Source organism: Paenibacillus paridis (genome assembly GCF_006345825.1).
In the GTDB taxonomy this organism is placed as follows: Bacteria; Bacillota; Bacilli; order Paenibacillales; family Paenibacillaceae; genus Pristimantibacillus; species Pristimantibacillus paridis.
Window position 1 is genome coordinate 1939895 of sequence record NZ_VCIX01000092.1, and the last position, 13381, is coordinate 1953275.

The 13381-nt window shown below is 45.9% G+C and carries 16 protein-coding genes and 1 pseudogene; 4 read left to right on the plus strand and 13 right to left on the minus strand.

Annotated features, from left to right (window positions below):
- Positions 1-2: 2 nt before the first annotated feature.
- Entirely contained in the window at positions 3-1382 is a 1380-nt protein-coding gene (pdxR, locus tag FJQ58_RS30535; RefSeq protein WP_338016182.1) for a MocR-like pyridoxine biosynthesis transcription factor PdxR, read from the minus strand.
- A gap of 124 nt (positions 1383-1506) precedes the next feature.
- Complete coding sequence (locus tag FJQ58_RS30540) at positions 1507-2496, minus strand: HD-GYP domain-containing protein (protein WP_162341867.1); 990 nt, start codon at positions 2494-2496, stop codon at positions 1507-1509.
- A gap of 267 nt (positions 2497-2763) precedes the next feature.
- Between FJQ58_RS30540 and FJQ58_RS30545 the strand changes: the two genes are divergently transcribed.
- On the plus strand, positions 2764-3060 hold the full coding sequence (locus FJQ58_RS30545; RefSeq protein WP_162341869.1) for a hypothetical protein: 297 nt from the start codon (positions 2764-2766) through the stop codon (positions 3058-3060).
- Between the two features lie 115 nt (positions 3061-3175).
- Here FJQ58_RS30545 and FJQ58_RS30550 read toward each other — a convergent pair whose 3' ends face one another.
- From FJQ58_RS30550 to FJQ58_RS30555, 3 genes are all read right to left on the minus strand, one after another.
- Positions 3176-4084, minus strand: coding sequence for a hypothetical protein (locus FJQ58_RS30550; RefSeq protein WP_139999394.1), 909 nt, complete (start codon positions 4082-4084; stop codon positions 3176-3178).
- A 74-nt stretch (positions 4085-4158) separates the two neighbouring features.
- The gene (locus tag FJQ58_RS32470; protein WP_162341871.1) at positions 4159-4317 is read right to left on the minus strand and encodes a hypothetical protein; all 159 of its coding nucleotides are present in this window, start codon (positions 4315-4317) and stop codon (positions 4159-4161) included.
- A gap of 23 nt (positions 4318-4340) precedes the next feature.
- On the minus strand, positions 4341-4946 hold the full coding sequence (locus FJQ58_RS30555) for an acyl-CoA thioesterase (RefSeq protein ID WP_202915377.1): 606 nt from the start codon (positions 4944-4946) through the stop codon (positions 4341-4343).
- Between the two features lie 172 nt (positions 4947-5118).
- Here FJQ58_RS30555 and FJQ58_RS30560 point away from each other — a divergent pair, with 172 nt between their 5' ends.
- A complete protein-coding gene (locus FJQ58_RS30560) occupies positions 5119-6018 on the plus strand; it encodes a LysR family transcriptional regulator (RefSeq protein WP_139999398.1) in 900 nt (299 codons plus the stop codon).
- A gap of 148 nt (positions 6019-6166) precedes the next feature.
- Here FJQ58_RS30560 and FJQ58_RS33105 read toward each other — a convergent pair whose 3' ends face one another.
- The 4 genes and pseudogenes from FJQ58_RS33105 to FJQ58_RS30575 form a co-directional block, all read right to left on the minus strand.
- On the minus strand, positions 6167-6844 hold the full coding sequence (locus FJQ58_RS33105) for a vWA domain-containing protein (protein ID WP_238404456.1): 678 nt from the start codon (positions 6842-6844) through the stop codon (positions 6167-6169).
- 72 nt (positions 6845-6916) lie between these two features.
- A pseudogene (locus tag FJQ58_RS33110) lies at positions 6917-7471 on the minus strand (TerD family protein); the annotation flags it as partial.
- Between the two features lie 39 nt (positions 7472-7510).
- Entirely contained in the window at positions 7511-8200 is a 690-nt protein-coding gene (locus tag FJQ58_RS30570) for an LrgB family protein (protein ID WP_139999401.1), read from the minus strand.
- Positions 8197-8568 (minus strand): CidA/LrgA family protein, encoded by a 372-nt coding sequence (locus FJQ58_RS30575; protein ID WP_139999403.1) that lies wholly within the window; start codon positions 8566-8568, stop codon positions 8197-8199. Before FJQ58_RS30575 ends, FJQ58_RS30570 begins: the two co-directional genes overlap by 4 nt.
- Before the next feature lie 108 nt (positions 8569-8676).
- Between FJQ58_RS30575 and FJQ58_RS30580 the strand changes: the two genes are divergently transcribed.
- Positions 8677-9579: a LysR family transcriptional regulator gene (locus tag FJQ58_RS30580; protein ID WP_139999405.1), complete on the plus strand. Its 903-nt coding sequence runs from the start codon at positions 8677-8679 to the stop codon at positions 9577-9579.
- Positions 9580-9622: 43 nt separating this feature from the next.
- Here FJQ58_RS30580 and FJQ58_RS30585 read toward each other — a convergent pair whose 3' ends face one another.
- Together FJQ58_RS30585 and FJQ58_RS30590 are read right to left on the minus strand one after the other, a co-directional pair.
- Positions 9623-10582, minus strand: coding sequence for a diacylglycerol kinase catalytic domain-containing protein (locus FJQ58_RS30585; RefSeq protein WP_139999408.1), 960 nt, complete (start codon positions 10580-10582; stop codon positions 9623-9625).
- Positions 10579-11634: an SPFH domain-containing protein gene (locus FJQ58_RS30590; RefSeq protein ID WP_139999410.1), complete on the minus strand. Its 1056-nt coding sequence runs from the start codon at positions 11632-11634 to the stop codon at positions 10579-10581. The genes FJQ58_RS30585 and FJQ58_RS30590 overlap by 4 nt, the downstream gene beginning before the upstream one ends.
- A gap of 300 nt (positions 11635-11934) precedes the next feature.
- On the opposite strand from FJQ58_RS30590, the gene FJQ58_RS30595 reads away from it, so the two are divergent.
- Positions 11935-12273 (plus strand): hypothetical protein, encoded by a 339-nt coding sequence (locus FJQ58_RS30595; protein WP_139999412.1) that lies wholly within the window; start codon positions 11935-11937, stop codon positions 12271-12273.
- A 124-nt stretch (positions 12274-12397) separates the two neighbouring features.
- Here the strand turns inward: FJQ58_RS30595 and FJQ58_RS30600 are convergent, their stop codons facing one another.
- Both FJQ58_RS30600 and FJQ58_RS30605 read right to left on the minus strand, forming a co-directional pair.
- Positions 12398-12772 carry an antibiotic biosynthesis monooxygenase gene (locus FJQ58_RS30600; RefSeq protein WP_338016183.1) on the minus strand — a complete coding sequence of 125 codons (375 nt, stop codon included), beginning with the start codon at positions 12770-12772 and terminating at the stop codon, positions 12398-12400.
- A gap of 73 nt (positions 12773-12845) precedes the next feature.
- Positions 12846-13337 (minus strand): hypothetical protein, encoded by a 492-nt coding sequence (locus FJQ58_RS30605; protein ID WP_139999414.1) that lies wholly within the window; start codon positions 13335-13337, stop codon positions 12846-12848.
- Between the last annotated feature and the right edge of the window lie 44 nt (positions 13338-13381).

The window sequence follows — 13381 nt, forward strand, 5'->3', positions numbered from 1 at the left end:
AGTCACTTAAGTAAAACCGGCATCCAGGCTTTTCGTAACAAATGTATGCCAACTTTCATTTCATTCTCTGTTACTCCTCCAAAACCTGCATAAACCTTGGCTTTGCCGCCACAAGTGCTTTTAGAAGAATCTTGGCTGCCATAGACGAGCACGCCTTCATTACGCGCTAATTCGACCAGCTCTTCCGCACTGCAATTAGCCGATATGGATAATTCAAGATGCAAGCCCGATCCACTTGCTTCGACTTGTACGGAATCTGGCATAACCTCTTTGATCAGTTGGACGAGTGCATGATGCTTCAACCGATATACCTTTCGCATTCGTCTCAAATGCCGATACCAATGCCCGCGGGAAATAAACAATTGCATTGCCCATTGGTCAATTCGGGAAGGTGGAGACAGCATTTTATCCATCGTGTGCATTTTATTTAATAGCTTAGGTGGCAATACCATATAATTCATTCGAAAAGCAGGTGTGAAAACCTTAGAGAAGGTTCCCATATAGATGACAACCCCTTTTTTGTCCAAACCCTGAAGCGAAGGGATTGGTTTGCCTGACAGTCGAAGCTCCCCATCGTAATCATCTTCAAGGATATACCCTCTTGTATCAGCGGCCCATTGCAGCATTTCCTGTCTGATTCCATAGGGCAAAGGCTCTCCAGTCGGACGGTGTGAAGGTGTAACGTATAGCGTGCGAAGGTTATAAACAGAACATTCTTGCTCCAGTTGCTTGCGCGTCTGCATCGATATGGGAATGGGATGAAGCCCGTTTTGTACAAATGCTTCTCTTACTTGAGCGATTCCAGCCTTCTCAATTCCGACGCTTGTTTCTCCCTCCAACAGTTTGGAAAGCAGCTGAATGCTATAAGAAATTCCATTCCCAACGATGACCTGTTCAGGAGTGCATACAACGCCTCGTGAATGCTGTAAATACTGTGCCAAGCTGACTCGCAAGGCGTATTCTCCGCGTGGATCACCATATTGATGAATGAACGGACTATTTTGCGAAAGGGCTTCTCCTGCTACAGACTTCCATATACGGATTGGGAAGGAATCACCATCCACCGTCAATAGACTGAAATCAATGAGAGGTTTCTTATCCGTCTCCCTTGTTTCAGTACAGCACCCTTCCGATGTGAAGCTGGCAGACATCTCTGCCGGATTCGATGCAAGCAGGTGACTCGGATTGATAACAACTAAACCGGACCTTTCTTTGCTAGCAGCGTAACCTTCCTCCAATAAAAGATGATAGGCCGTCTCAATTGTCGTTTTGCTTATGTTTAATTGTTGCTTTAACGCACGGATGGATGGCAGCTTCGTACCATCCTGCAAGACTCCATCCTGAATTAAGGAACGGATATGAAGATATAATTGCAAATACAAAGGTCCAGCAGCATGAAACGAAATAGCCAGTTCGATGCGGCATCCTCCTCATCTGACCTTGGAATAAAATACGAAACAACCTCTTTAACAGTAAAACCATCCCATAAGCAGGATGGCTCTGTTCTTAATTCGCTATGGCCACTTGCGCGGCGGTACGTCTATTAGACTCAGCTGTCAGCTTGCCTTCTCGTACTAAGACAGACAGAAATGCCTTGGCTGCCGCCGGGTCGAACTGAGAACCGCTGTATTTGGCCAGCTCCTCTGCCGCCGTATCCGCGGACAGCTTTTGCCGGTAGGATCTATTTGTTGTCATGGCATCAAAGGCGTCGGCAACTCCGATAATGCGAGCGCCTAGCGGAATTTCCTCGCCTTTCAAGCCGCTTGGGTAACCCTTGCCATCCGGCCGCTCATGATGAAAGCGGACCATGTCTGCCACCCCTAGGTCTTTGAGCCTCTTCATATCTTTAACAATCTGATATCCCGCTTCGGAGTGCTGCTTCATAATATCATATTCTTCATCGGACAAACGGCTCTCCTTATGGAGGATAAGATCCGGTGTTCCGATTTTCCCGATATCATGAATGAGTCCTGCCAAGTAGATCGAATCAACCTCACGTGAAGGCAATCTCATTTCCTTAGCGATGCTCCTAGCATATTCAGCAACGTTATTCGAATGGTAAGCGGTATAATGATCGCGCGCATCGATCGTTTTGGCTAAAGAGAACATAGTGCTCATCAGCATATCTTCTTGGTTTGTCTTTTCATTAAAGTGCTGCTGCGAGACCCACACGACACGCTTTACGATTAGGATGAGCAGCGCAAATGCAGCTGTAACAGACAACAAAACGACGCTAACCGGATTAAGCAACACAATGGTGCTCAATAGCAAAATCCCCGTGACCGCAAACTGAGGAATTGTAATCTGAAGCATCGCCAAAAATACAATGGGAAAGGCGTACAGCATAAGAAGCAGTTCTGATTCAAATGCAAAATTAAAACCGATTGCCATAAATCCGCTCAGCAAAAACAAGCTCCAGTACATTCGACCGTCCCGTTTATAGGAAACTGGGCAAAACGCGGGCTCATCTTTGCATCTCTTCCATTCATCCTTCATGATTGTCTCTCCCATTTCTTAGATGCTCAAGAATAGTAAGCTTCTATATTATAACTTGTATAATAAAGGTTGTCCGCAACCATTTCAATGCGTAAATTGACATTATATATAAATTGTCTTCACTTTCGGCATTTCTCGCCAAATCTTCTTATAAACCTCGACGAATATTTGACATACTTTTTTGCAGGAATCCGTTATTCTTGATTTGTCTCTATGCAAGTGAATGATAAAGTATTCCAATTCGATTGAAAAAGAAAGAGGAGATGGATGATGCTAATCAAGAAAAAAACGGATATCACGTTGATTTTGGAAAGCTTTAGTGATTTGGCGCAATGGGATGCAGCCGGCAAGAAATTTTATCTTGTCTTTTCCGATCGGAAACGCGGAGGACAATGGACTTTGATGGGCTATGACGAGGATCGTTACAGTATTCATGGATTGGGAGAAGACTACAGGGATGAAGCCGAACTCTTTTTCGAGGAGCCGAGTCAAATTCATTCTTTTTTATGGGAAAATCGCGCTGCCTTTAACGCAGCTTTAAAGCCTGCTGCCATGTGCAGCTAAATCCGATAGTATGCTTGCTTCACTTATGCTATACCATTCCTTAAACAAAAAAACACATGGCTCATGTGTTTTTTTGTTGCTATTGCTATATAGCCCAAGATTTAATTTGCTAAATTTAGGAAGCCGTTCCTTTATGGCTTAGCTTCTGCTGCAGCATTGCCGCTAAGTCCTCTGCTTTGTCCCAAACGAACGGACGAATCGGATGTGATTGAACGAGCACCAAGTCGACTGAACTCCGTTTGATTGTCCAGGTCACCGGAATGTTTTGGCTTAGCGCGTAACCTGCCGCAAAATAAACCTCTGGAGAATGGTTCGTTAAATCCGCAATAATAAGCTTGCTATCTAATATTTGCTCCAGCGTATGATTTTCCCTTCTCTCCGTTTCGGTTTGCTGAAACAACCTTGGCGAATAGCCGCATTGCTCCATTTTCGGAAAGACTTGCAGCGCCCATTCGCTTCGCAGCTCCTCATCCTCAGCAAGCAGAATAAAACAATCCTTTGTTTTCCCGCCAGCCGAACTAGCGGCAGCCTCGTCCCAACCTTTCTCCGTAAGCTTAAACGTCATGCCTTCCCTTATAATCAGTTGGCTCTCTCGCAGCTTCTCAATAATATAAACAAGCTCTTGCATATTAGGCGAATACGTCAGGTTATAATTTTGAGACAGAGGATGAATGACTATAGCCTCTCCTGGCCCTTCGGATTTTTTGTACAAATATTGCAGTAAGCGCATTTCCTTTTGTTCAATCGTAACCGGAATGCTGGCTAAGTTCTCAATCTCCGCCATATCCTCGGCAGCTAAAGTCATGCGCTCACCCGATTCGGAGCGTTCGCGCAGGTAAGCCGAAACAATCGGAAATCTTTTGCTCTTTATGGAGTAAGAATATGAATTTATCGTATCATAGCTTTCGCTTAACAATCGATATGAGCCTTGAGGCGTGCAATGACAGCTTACGTAAACCTCATATCCGTTGTTTTCTTCTATAGTGACAAACTCCGAGCAGAACAAACATCTTTTTTTTCCCATTTCGCTTCTCCCCCTATACGTTTATCATTCGCATATCTTAACGAATATTAGGGGGAAGATGTCATTAAGATTTTTTAATAAGGGGTGGTATTATTTCCCTTGCCCAATCCGTGTCCAATTTTGGGGTGTATCCCAGCATCAATTCCAACAATGGTGGCGACATGAGATTTATAATTTTTGCTGCGACGGTTTGGAGCATAACTTTTGCCTTGCAAATCCACAATAAGAAGCAAAAGGATTCTCCCTGTTTATTTCATTACCATTCCGCGCACCAAGCCGATTCATACCCCTTGTTGATCGAATGCTGCGGGACAGCTTGATCCCTTGGTTCCTTAAAGGCATCATTCGTACCCATAAAGTTGGCAAAATGCTTGCTCTCCTGCCTACGGATACGACGGGCTTCTTTGCGCTCTGGTGCGGTCTCGAACAGCAACCGCTCCTCAGCCGATTCCGCAATAACGCCTGGAACAACCGTCGGCTTGTCATCCTCCCCTAAAGCTACAAAGGTTAAAAAGGAGGTGGCGCAAACTTTGCGGCCACCAGTCAGCAAATCTTCGGTCACAACTCGAACGAAAACCTCCATTGAGGTTTTGTGCGACCAGGTAACGAAAGCCGATAAACTAACCGCATCCCCTTTTCTGACCGGATGGAGAAAATCTACCGAGTCGGTTGAAGCCGTGACGACAGGACGACGAGCGTGCTTGGTTGCGGCAATCGTTGCCACATCATCAATATATGCCATGAGCTTGCCCCCAAAAATAGTTCCGTGATGGTTCGTATCGGGAGGCAGCACAATAGATTCTTTTATAGTCAGCGAAGTTGAAGCAGGTCTTGAGTCTAACGGTACGTTAAGCTTTTCCATCATAATCATGGTACACCTTATTTCTATTTAATTTCTGGACACCGATAAGTTTACACCCGCTCGACATATAGGTAAAATACATATATCGAATAGTTTTCATTCCTTTTCACTATACCTGACACAGCAGCACTAGCAGTACGACCTGCTGACATGCTTAGAAGGAGCCTGTCTCATGGACCTTAAACATTTGAATTATTTTGTTGCCGTAGCTGAAGCGGGCAGCTTCACGCAAGCCGCCCGGACGCTTCACATTACACAGCCCTCCCTCTCCAAGATGGTTCGCATGCTGGAGGAGAATCTTGGCGTGCAGCTTATTGACCGTTCGTCGAAACAGATCGAATTAACCGATGCCGGCGTAACCATCCTTCGTTCAGCGAAGCATATCATCCAATCGTTTGAGCATATGTCGAGCGAGCTGGAGGAGGTCGTGTCTTTAAAGAAAGGAACGCTGCGCCTCGGTATTCCTCCGATGGTTGGTAGCTATTTCTTGCCAGCAATCATCGAGAAATTTTTGACTCATTATCCACAAATCAAGCTGCAGGTCATTGAACAGGGCGGCAAAAGAATGGAACAGGACTTGCTTCAAGGCGAGCTGGATTTCAGCATGGTCATCCTTCCAGTCAAGGATATGGAGCGCTACCACATTCTCCCTTGCATTCATGAAAACTTACATCTTGTCGTTCATGCTAATCATGAGCTTGCGTCTAGCTCCACCATTCGTATGCATCAGCTTCAACACGAGCGATTCATCATGTTCCGTAATGACTTTACCATTCACCACCTGATCAAGGAGCAATGCGAAGCAGCAGGCTTCGAACCGAAAATCGTCTTCGAAAGCTCTCAATGGGACTTTATGACAGAGATGGTCGCTGCCAAATACGGAATCACGCTTCTGCCCGAAGGCATTTGCGGGCAGCTTGACCCGCTGCGCTTCGCTACCATTCCTATCGTTCAGCCTGCTATTCCTTGGCAGCTGTCGATGATTTGGCGCAAAGATAAATATTTATCCTTCGCCTCCCGCGAATGGATTCGGTTCTCCGAAAGCGAGCTGGCTCTCATTCATAAGGCATAAACATTGAATATAAATTTTATTTTTAATTGTAATAGGCTTGAAATTTGGAAAACTACTTGAACGTGGAGGAAAGGTGGCTTGGCTAGGGGGAAAACAGGAGCTGCCGTTTGGTGAGGCGCTCCTGTGCAGATTCAATTGAAAAATATAGTTAACGCCTAATGATCCGCTTTTCTTCCGCAGCCTTAAGCCAGCTCGGGAATTCATGCAAAAGCTGATCATACAGCATCTCATCTGATGTTGCGGCAATATCGTCCAAATGGAAGAAATTCGCGTTGTCAACGATTCGCCCCTCCATCGTGTCCAACTGCTTTAACACTTCAAAATCAGAATGTCCAATACCTACAAACTGCCAAAAGATTGGCTGAACCGCAGCTGCCGTAATGACCTTCTTAATCGGTTTTACTACTCCCCCATCGTTAATAAAAATAATAAATACGGGAACGCCAGTATCTTCTTCAACGGTATATTTGCGGATGACATCTTCCATGACCGGTGGTTCATTGTTGCGGCCAAACTTATGAATCGCTGCATTGTTTAAAATTTGATTTTGCACATAATCTTTAAAATCCCGCTCCGTCACCGACGGCAATCTGCTGAAATGTGTATCGTATACCCATACGTCCAAAGCCCCGTTATCGTCAAACTTAGAGGCTACAGCCAATATGCGCTCCACTACTTCCTGTACCGTGCCATTTTTATACAAGGTTTGCATAGAGCCCGTAATGTCCAGCACAATTCCGACTCTGGCTTCGACATGGGTTAGTTTTTTCTTCTCCAAGGTGATTTGAACGATCTTCTTGCGCAAATCGATAGGCGCTAGAGCCACTTCTTCTGCCCATTCAACCGCTGCTGCCGCCTCACCTTCTTGAGCCTCAATCTCCAGCCCAAAGCTTGTGCATAAGGCTTCAAGGCCCCCGTAAAACCCACTGCCGATGGCGTTAAATTTCCACTCTCCGCTATGCCTGTACAATTCACCGACAACGACCGCTGTTTCCTTCGTGAATTCGGCACCGTACTCGTAGCGATATAATTCTTCTCCCGTTCTGCCATCAAGAAGTCTTACATACATGCCGGATACGTCCTGCATGAAGTGACTTAAGCGCTCTCCTTCATGAATCGTCACGGTAAACGCAATTTTTGACGTGTGATCCTGCAGACGATTCAATGCAATCGTTACGGACTCCTTGTCAGCTGGATGCGGAGCAGCAGCATGCGACACAGAACCATCGCGGGCTACCGGATTACCGTAAAAAATAAAATCCTCATCCTTTTCGCAGCGGTTTTGATCCGAAAGCAGAAATGCTGCAGCGTCAATACTCATAGATGAATGACCAACCGACCAACCAAACTGCAAGCTTATGGATGTCAGCTCACGCCCCTTGGTTACGTCTGCTTTCTGACCTCTTAATAGCAGCATGAATTCAGCTCCAATCCTGTATGATTTAGTAAACATTTCTATTATTATACCTAATCTTCAGGTAGTAAGATATGGCTATGCCAAAGACGAAAGAACCCCAACCAGCCATGGGGCTGCGAGCAGCGTAACGAAGGCCGTCACCATCATGGCAATGCTGGCAACCGAGCCTGTAACCATATCGTATTCAAGCGCTTTGCTGATACCTGCGGAGTGTGCGCTTGTTCCGAATAATATGCCGCGTGCTACCGGACTCTTAATGCTGCACCATTTGACAATTAGCGGTCCTGCCATCAATCCGATTAATCCGGTGATTAGAGTCGCCACGGCCGTAATCGTAGGTACTCCGCCCATCGAGCCCGATATCGATATGGCGATTGGCGTGGTCGCCGAGCGAGGGGCGAGGCTTTCCATGACTGAGGGGTCCAGTCCGAACCCAATCGCCAAAGCAGCGGATGTAACAATCGCCAGCACCGCACCTGCTGTCACGCTAACCGCAATAGCCCATGCATTTTTCTTCAAAATATCCATATGACGATACAGCGTAATCGCGAGCGCGATTGTGGCAGGCTCCACGAGCTTCGTTAACCAGCCCGCTCCTTCATCATATTGATCAAACGTTGCCCCGCTGATTGACATGCTTAAGATCACCACAACCGGAGCGACGAGCAACGGCGTAAGATACACTTTAGGAAAGAAACGATACAGCTGCTTAGACGCCCAATAGATTCCCACCGTAAATACTAGCCAACCCAGTGACTGAATCATTGCGCTTCCTCCCGTCTCCCTCTCACCATACGTTCACCCAGTATCCCGGCAAGCACCATAACCAAGATCGTACTGCAAAAAATAGTGATGAAAATTACCATGCCGCTATGCAAAATCAAGCTTTTATACTTCGTGATGCCGACTGCCGCTGGGATAAAAAACAACAGCATTTCGGCAAGCAGCCATTTCGATCCTAATTCGATCCATTCCATCCGGATTGCCTTTATTTGCAGCAATCCAAATAGCAGCATAATACCAACCACACTTCCGGAAACCGGCAAATACAGCTTAGCTACGATAACATCCGATACCTCGGCCAATATAATAAAAAAAACAACCTGGGCAGCCGTTTTAAATAGGTTTTTCATGCTCATAACACCTCTTCCTCTATAAAAGTATACAGAGTGACCTATCATAGGTAAAATGAATATATCGTATGAAAGACATTCCATTCATCTATGCTAAGAGGTGCTATTTTGGAAATCCGCCATCTACACTATCTATCTGAAATTGTGCGACATAACAGCTTCACCAAAGCGGCAGAAGCGCTTCATATTACGCAGCCGACGATCAGCAAAATGATTAAAAATTTGGAAAACGAGCTGAATTTTGAAGTGTTTGATCGGGATGGCAAGCAAGTAAAGCTTACGGCTGAAGGAAAAGCAATCTACGATTATGCCATCCCCATATTGGAGCTGTTCGAGCAATTACAGGCAGAAATCAATGATTTGGCCTATTTGAACAAAGGCAGCATCCGTATCGGGCTTCCGCCCATGGCTGGCTCCAGTTTTTTCCCAAGTGTAATTAAAAGCTTTCAAGACAAATATCCTGGCATTGCGATGAAGTTAATAGAGGACGGGGCAAAAAAAATAGAAGAGCAAGTGCGGAACGGCCTGCTTGACGTGGGTGTTGTCTTAGAGCCGATTGATACGGAAGCGTTCGACTCATTCCCCGTTATAGAGGACCGTTTGAGAGTCATCCTCCATCCGTCGCATCCTCTTGCCGGAAACGCACAAATCGGTTTAAGCCAGCTGGCACAAGAACGATTTATTTTATTTAATACTGACTTTGCGCTCCATGACCGGATCATTAACGAATGCCGCATGATCGGATTTAATCCGCTGATCGTCTACGAGAGCTCACAGTGGGATTTTATTGGCGAGATGGTCGCCGAAAACCTTGGCATTGCGATGCTGCCCGACCGCATATGCCAGCTGCTCGATCCAGCGAAGGTTACAACGGCTGCGTTGATTGAACCAAGCATTCCATGGCGGCTGGCTATGGTTTGGAAACGTACCGGCTACCTTTCATTAGCGACCAGGGAATGGATAGCCTTCAACCGGCAACGATTTGCGAACGAAAAAGGACGGCTTGATTAATCAAGCCGTCCTTCTTGCGATGGTCCCTTCAAGCCTATATAAGCTATACGACCAAGTGTCCTTTATTTTCCGCAAGGCCAATCGTTGCCTCCACACCGGAATTGAATTCCAGAAAATCGCTCTCCACTCCATCGCTGAATATAACCCCGTTTTCCGGCATTTGCGACGTAATCCGAAGCGGCCTCCGCTCCTCGATCTTCCCAAATACCAACTCCGCGTCCGTCGTTTGGCTCGGAAATGGCTCTCTGACCGTAAAATAAAGAAACGGGGAATTCCAATGAAAGCCGTCTTCCGAGCCCGTTATCGCCTCAGGCGACAACGGGAGGTTCTGATTCGTTGTACTCCTCATAATCCCCTTTGCGCCGGCAAGAACGCTTTTGAACCAGCCTGTGGAGCCAAGCCCCGTTGATACGATAATGCCACTAGAGGATTGTTGTTCCATTCTATCGCTGAGCTCAAGCTGATATCGGGCGGAAACATGGGTTTTTCGGCCAACGAACAAATCATTTACGCCATATAAGCACTGGCCGTCATTCAGTTCTGCCTTGGCAAGCGTCACTTCCTTGATCGGCCTGCGCCTGCGGATAACATCGGGCACGATCAACTTTAAATCTTTAACCGTAAAGGGGAGCAGCACGCCATCCCACCGCAGCGGGTCCGGATTAACGCCAATCAACGGCTGCTCTCTCAAATATTTTAGCGTGTTCGCTACTAGTCCGTCTTGCCCGATCACAACGACCATATCCTGCTTGCCAAATATAAAATTGGGAACATGCTCCCGGTCCAGAATCTGCACCCGACCGTAAGCGTTCAACTCGGCAGCGGCATAGGCAACTGCTTTGCTGTAACGGTCATCCTCTTCTATATAATGGCTAAAATCCGCTCCAAGCCGCTCAATATAGAACTGCGCCTGCTGGATCGTATTATAACGAACGACGAGCTCCTCAAGCCTGGTTTTGCGCTTGATTAGAATCATTTTCTGGTGGAGAGCCCCTTCACTCATCGTCCCGCACCTCCGCGCATGCTTGTTCCAGCCGTCGTTGGTTGAGGAGTCATCAAACCTTGCAGAAGATCCGGCGTAATGTTCAATTGGCCGATCTTCTCCGCTTTGTCAGCAATATCCTGAAAGGCAATCGCAATAAGCTTGTTCGGCTCCATGCCCATATTCGCCATTGCCTGAAGGATATGCGGCTCAATGCCGCTCATCGAGCCCATAAGAGCTCCCAGCTCATACGCTTTCGCATCAGCCTCGGCATTCTTGTTCGCTATAGCCAGCTCTATTAAAGATTTCTTCTTCTCTTCCAGATGCGTATCAAAGAGAAGCTGCTCCTCCTTCATTTCGTTTTGCTTCTGCTTCACTAAGCGCTCTGCGTCTAGCTGGGTTTCCCGAATTTGCTTTTTCTTCGTCTCGACCGCGATCTCCGTGCTCAGCTCGTTTTCCTTAACCCGTCTTTCCTGCTCGATCGAGGCATTGCGGCGCTCATATAACGCTTTATCCGCTTCGCGCAAAATCTCCTCGCGCGCCTTCGCTTCAAGCGCTCGCATCGTTTCTTTGTTCGGCAGAATGGCCAGCACGGACAGGCTCATAATTTCAATGCCAAGTTTCGCAATATCCTCGCTGCCCTTGACCTCACGCGTTGTGACTTCAACTAATTGTTCGCTGGATTGGATTGCATCCTGCAAAGGCATCTTCTCCAGCTGTTTCTTGATCATGACCTTAACAATATTGATCACTCGCTGGGCAAGCTTGCTTGGGTCATCCGACAAATAAGCCCTTTTTCTCAGATTGTACGTATAATTCAAAATTTCTGTCGTCTTCTTGTAATCGACGATGCGATAGGTTAGCTGTCCCTGAACTGTGACCGTCTGATAATCATGGGTGATTTCTTCAAACATAAACGGTACGTCTATGGAGGATACCGGCACGACAACGACCGAGGTCGTCGGCTCATAGTAGTAGAAGGAAAGTCCAATCCCCTCTTCGACGACTTTTCCGTTTTTAATTTTAAGGACATAATCACTAGGCTGAAACTTTACAAATTTTAATCCAAACATGGCAAAAACCTCGCTTTCATTCAGATGATGGGTCGGAATTTTTATTAGTCGTTTTGATATTATCAATACGATAACATCGAAATTTGATAATGTCAACATGATATTATTGAATTGGTTCAATTGGTGCACACTTACAAATGATCCTGACTCAAACTTGGATCATCTACGGCTAAAGCCCCGCTACTAAATATCCATAAAATATCAATTCATTCGTTTACAAAAGGACTAATTTATTATAAAATTCTTTATAACGAACAATTTGTTCGCCATTTATGCCGTGTCGGGGGAGGTGTTAGTGTCATGTCCATGCTCAAGAAAATGATCTGTCTAACCTTATTAATCAGCGTATGTATTGTCCCGGCTACCGCATTTGCAGCATCCAATTCTGAATCTTCCAGCAATAAGAAAAGTCTGATTTCCAGCATTTTATCTATTTTTAGCAATACTAAGAGCAACAACAATACCAATAACAACAATCATTCCAATTCTTCGAACGCTCCAAAGCCAGACAAGGATTGGAACTCCAAGAGCTGGTTTGACTGGTTTAATCATAATGATAACTGGTGGGACGAGATCTGTTGGTGGGACAAGAACAAAGATGATTCTTACAAGCTTTGGGAACGTTATTATTGTTATTAATTGAACAAACGCAAAAGAAACCGTTGACGATCGTCAGCGGTTTTTTCTTTTCTATATGTCATTCACATGAATATAGCTATAGTTAAGAGAATTTATTTGATTCGACACTTATTAGAACACTCGGCTACTTATTGATTTCAGCCTCTGCTTTGTTGAAGGTCCCCTCTTTGATTTTATGAACATTGTACATGTTAACGGAAGAATCGATGATATAAGTAGGGCCTTCCTCGTTTCTTCTGTTCCGGTGTCCGGCGATATGAACGGGATCCTTCTCCCAATTTTTCCAGGCTTCTTCGGATTCCCAGCGTATCATAATCACGACTTCCTCCGAATCCTTTGCTTTTCGGTTCACCATGATATGAATATCAATTAAGCCTTCCATTCCGTCAATATGGCCCTCTTTGCTAAAATTATCAACAACCATCTGAGAGTTTCCCGTTTCTACTACAATGGATCTCATTTGAATAAACACTGCCACGCCTCCCGTCATCATTATCATTTATGATCTCCCATAAAATATAACGATAACGATAATCAATGTCAAATAGCTTTGATCGATATCTCTCTTCTAACTATTCGGTTCGGTAAGCCTTGCATTGCAGTCTTACCGCCAATAGGCTAACCCAATCGTCGAATGCGCGCATCATGCGCCCTGTTCGCTTCTCATTGCGCAGCCCCCTGTAGTCTTTCAGCAGCGGTACCAGCCACCGGCTTAGCGGACTGGCCGCATTCGCTACGGAGTAACGCACCTCACAGCCTTTGGCATGCGGCTTTAGTTCATAGTCATTGCGATACCACCAGCCGCCAAATACGGAGAAATGCCCATTTGCAGCATCGATATCCAGATAAGCGATACGGATTTCTACGCCTTCCTCACCAGTATATACCGTAAAAAGCTGAGGCCCTCCTTTCACCTGCAATATTCCATCCGCGCCCGCAGCACTCGTAAGGAGAAGCGGAATTTGACTCGCTTTAATCCGACCGGTAGGCATTGCAGACATGTACCGGACAACCTCTTCATATGGCTTTTCGATAATCCCGCGATAACCTATTAATTCCTTCACTTGCGCACCTCCTACATACCTTCCTTCATTTTCGCATATTGCCG

Bases quoted from the DNA above. Each gene is read 5' to 3' on its own strand.
- FJQ58_RS30540 (WP_162341867.1), bottom strand. From the start codon at position 2,496: ATGAAGGATGAATGGAAGAGATGCAAAGATGAGCCCGCGTTTTGCCCA.
- FJQ58_RS30545 (WP_162341869.1), top strand. From the start codon at position 2,764: ATGATGCTAATCAAGAAAAAAACGGATATCACGTTGATTTTGGAAAGC.
- FJQ58_RS30550 (WP_139999394.1), bottom strand. From the start codon at position 4,084: ATGGGAAAAAAAAGATGTTTGTTCTGCTCGGAGTTTGTCACTATAGAA.
- FJQ58_RS30555 (WP_202915377.1), bottom strand. From the start codon at position 4,946: ATGGAAAAGCTTAACGTACCGTTAGACTCAAGACCTGCTTCAACTTCG.
- FJQ58_RS30560 (WP_139999398.1), top strand. From the start codon at position 5,119: ATGGACCTTAAACATTTGAATTATTTTGTTGCCGTAGCTGAAGCGGGC.
- FJQ58_RS30570 (WP_139999401.1), bottom strand. From the start codon at position 8,200: ATGATTCAGTCACTGGGTTGGCTAGTATTTACGGTGGGAATCTATTGG.
- FJQ58_RS30575 (WP_139999403.1), bottom strand. From the start codon at position 8,568: ATGAAAAACCTATTTAAAACGGCTGCCCAGGTTGTTTTTTTTATTATA.
- FJQ58_RS30585 (WP_139999408.1), bottom strand. From the start codon at position 10,582: ATGAGTGAAGGGGCTCTCCACCAGAAAATGATTCTAATCAAGCGCAAA.
- FJQ58_RS30590 (WP_139999410.1), bottom strand. From the start codon at position 11,634: ATGTTTGGATTAAAATTTGTAAAGTTTCAGCCTAGTGATTATGTCCTT.
- FJQ58_RS30595 (WP_139999412.1), top strand. From the start codon at position 11,935: ATGTCCATGCTCAAGAAAATGATCTGTCTAACCTTATTAATCAGCGTA.
- FJQ58_RS30600 (WP_338016183.1), bottom strand. From the start codon at position 12,772: ATGATAATGATGACGGGAGGCGTGGCAGTGTTTATTCAAATGAGATCC.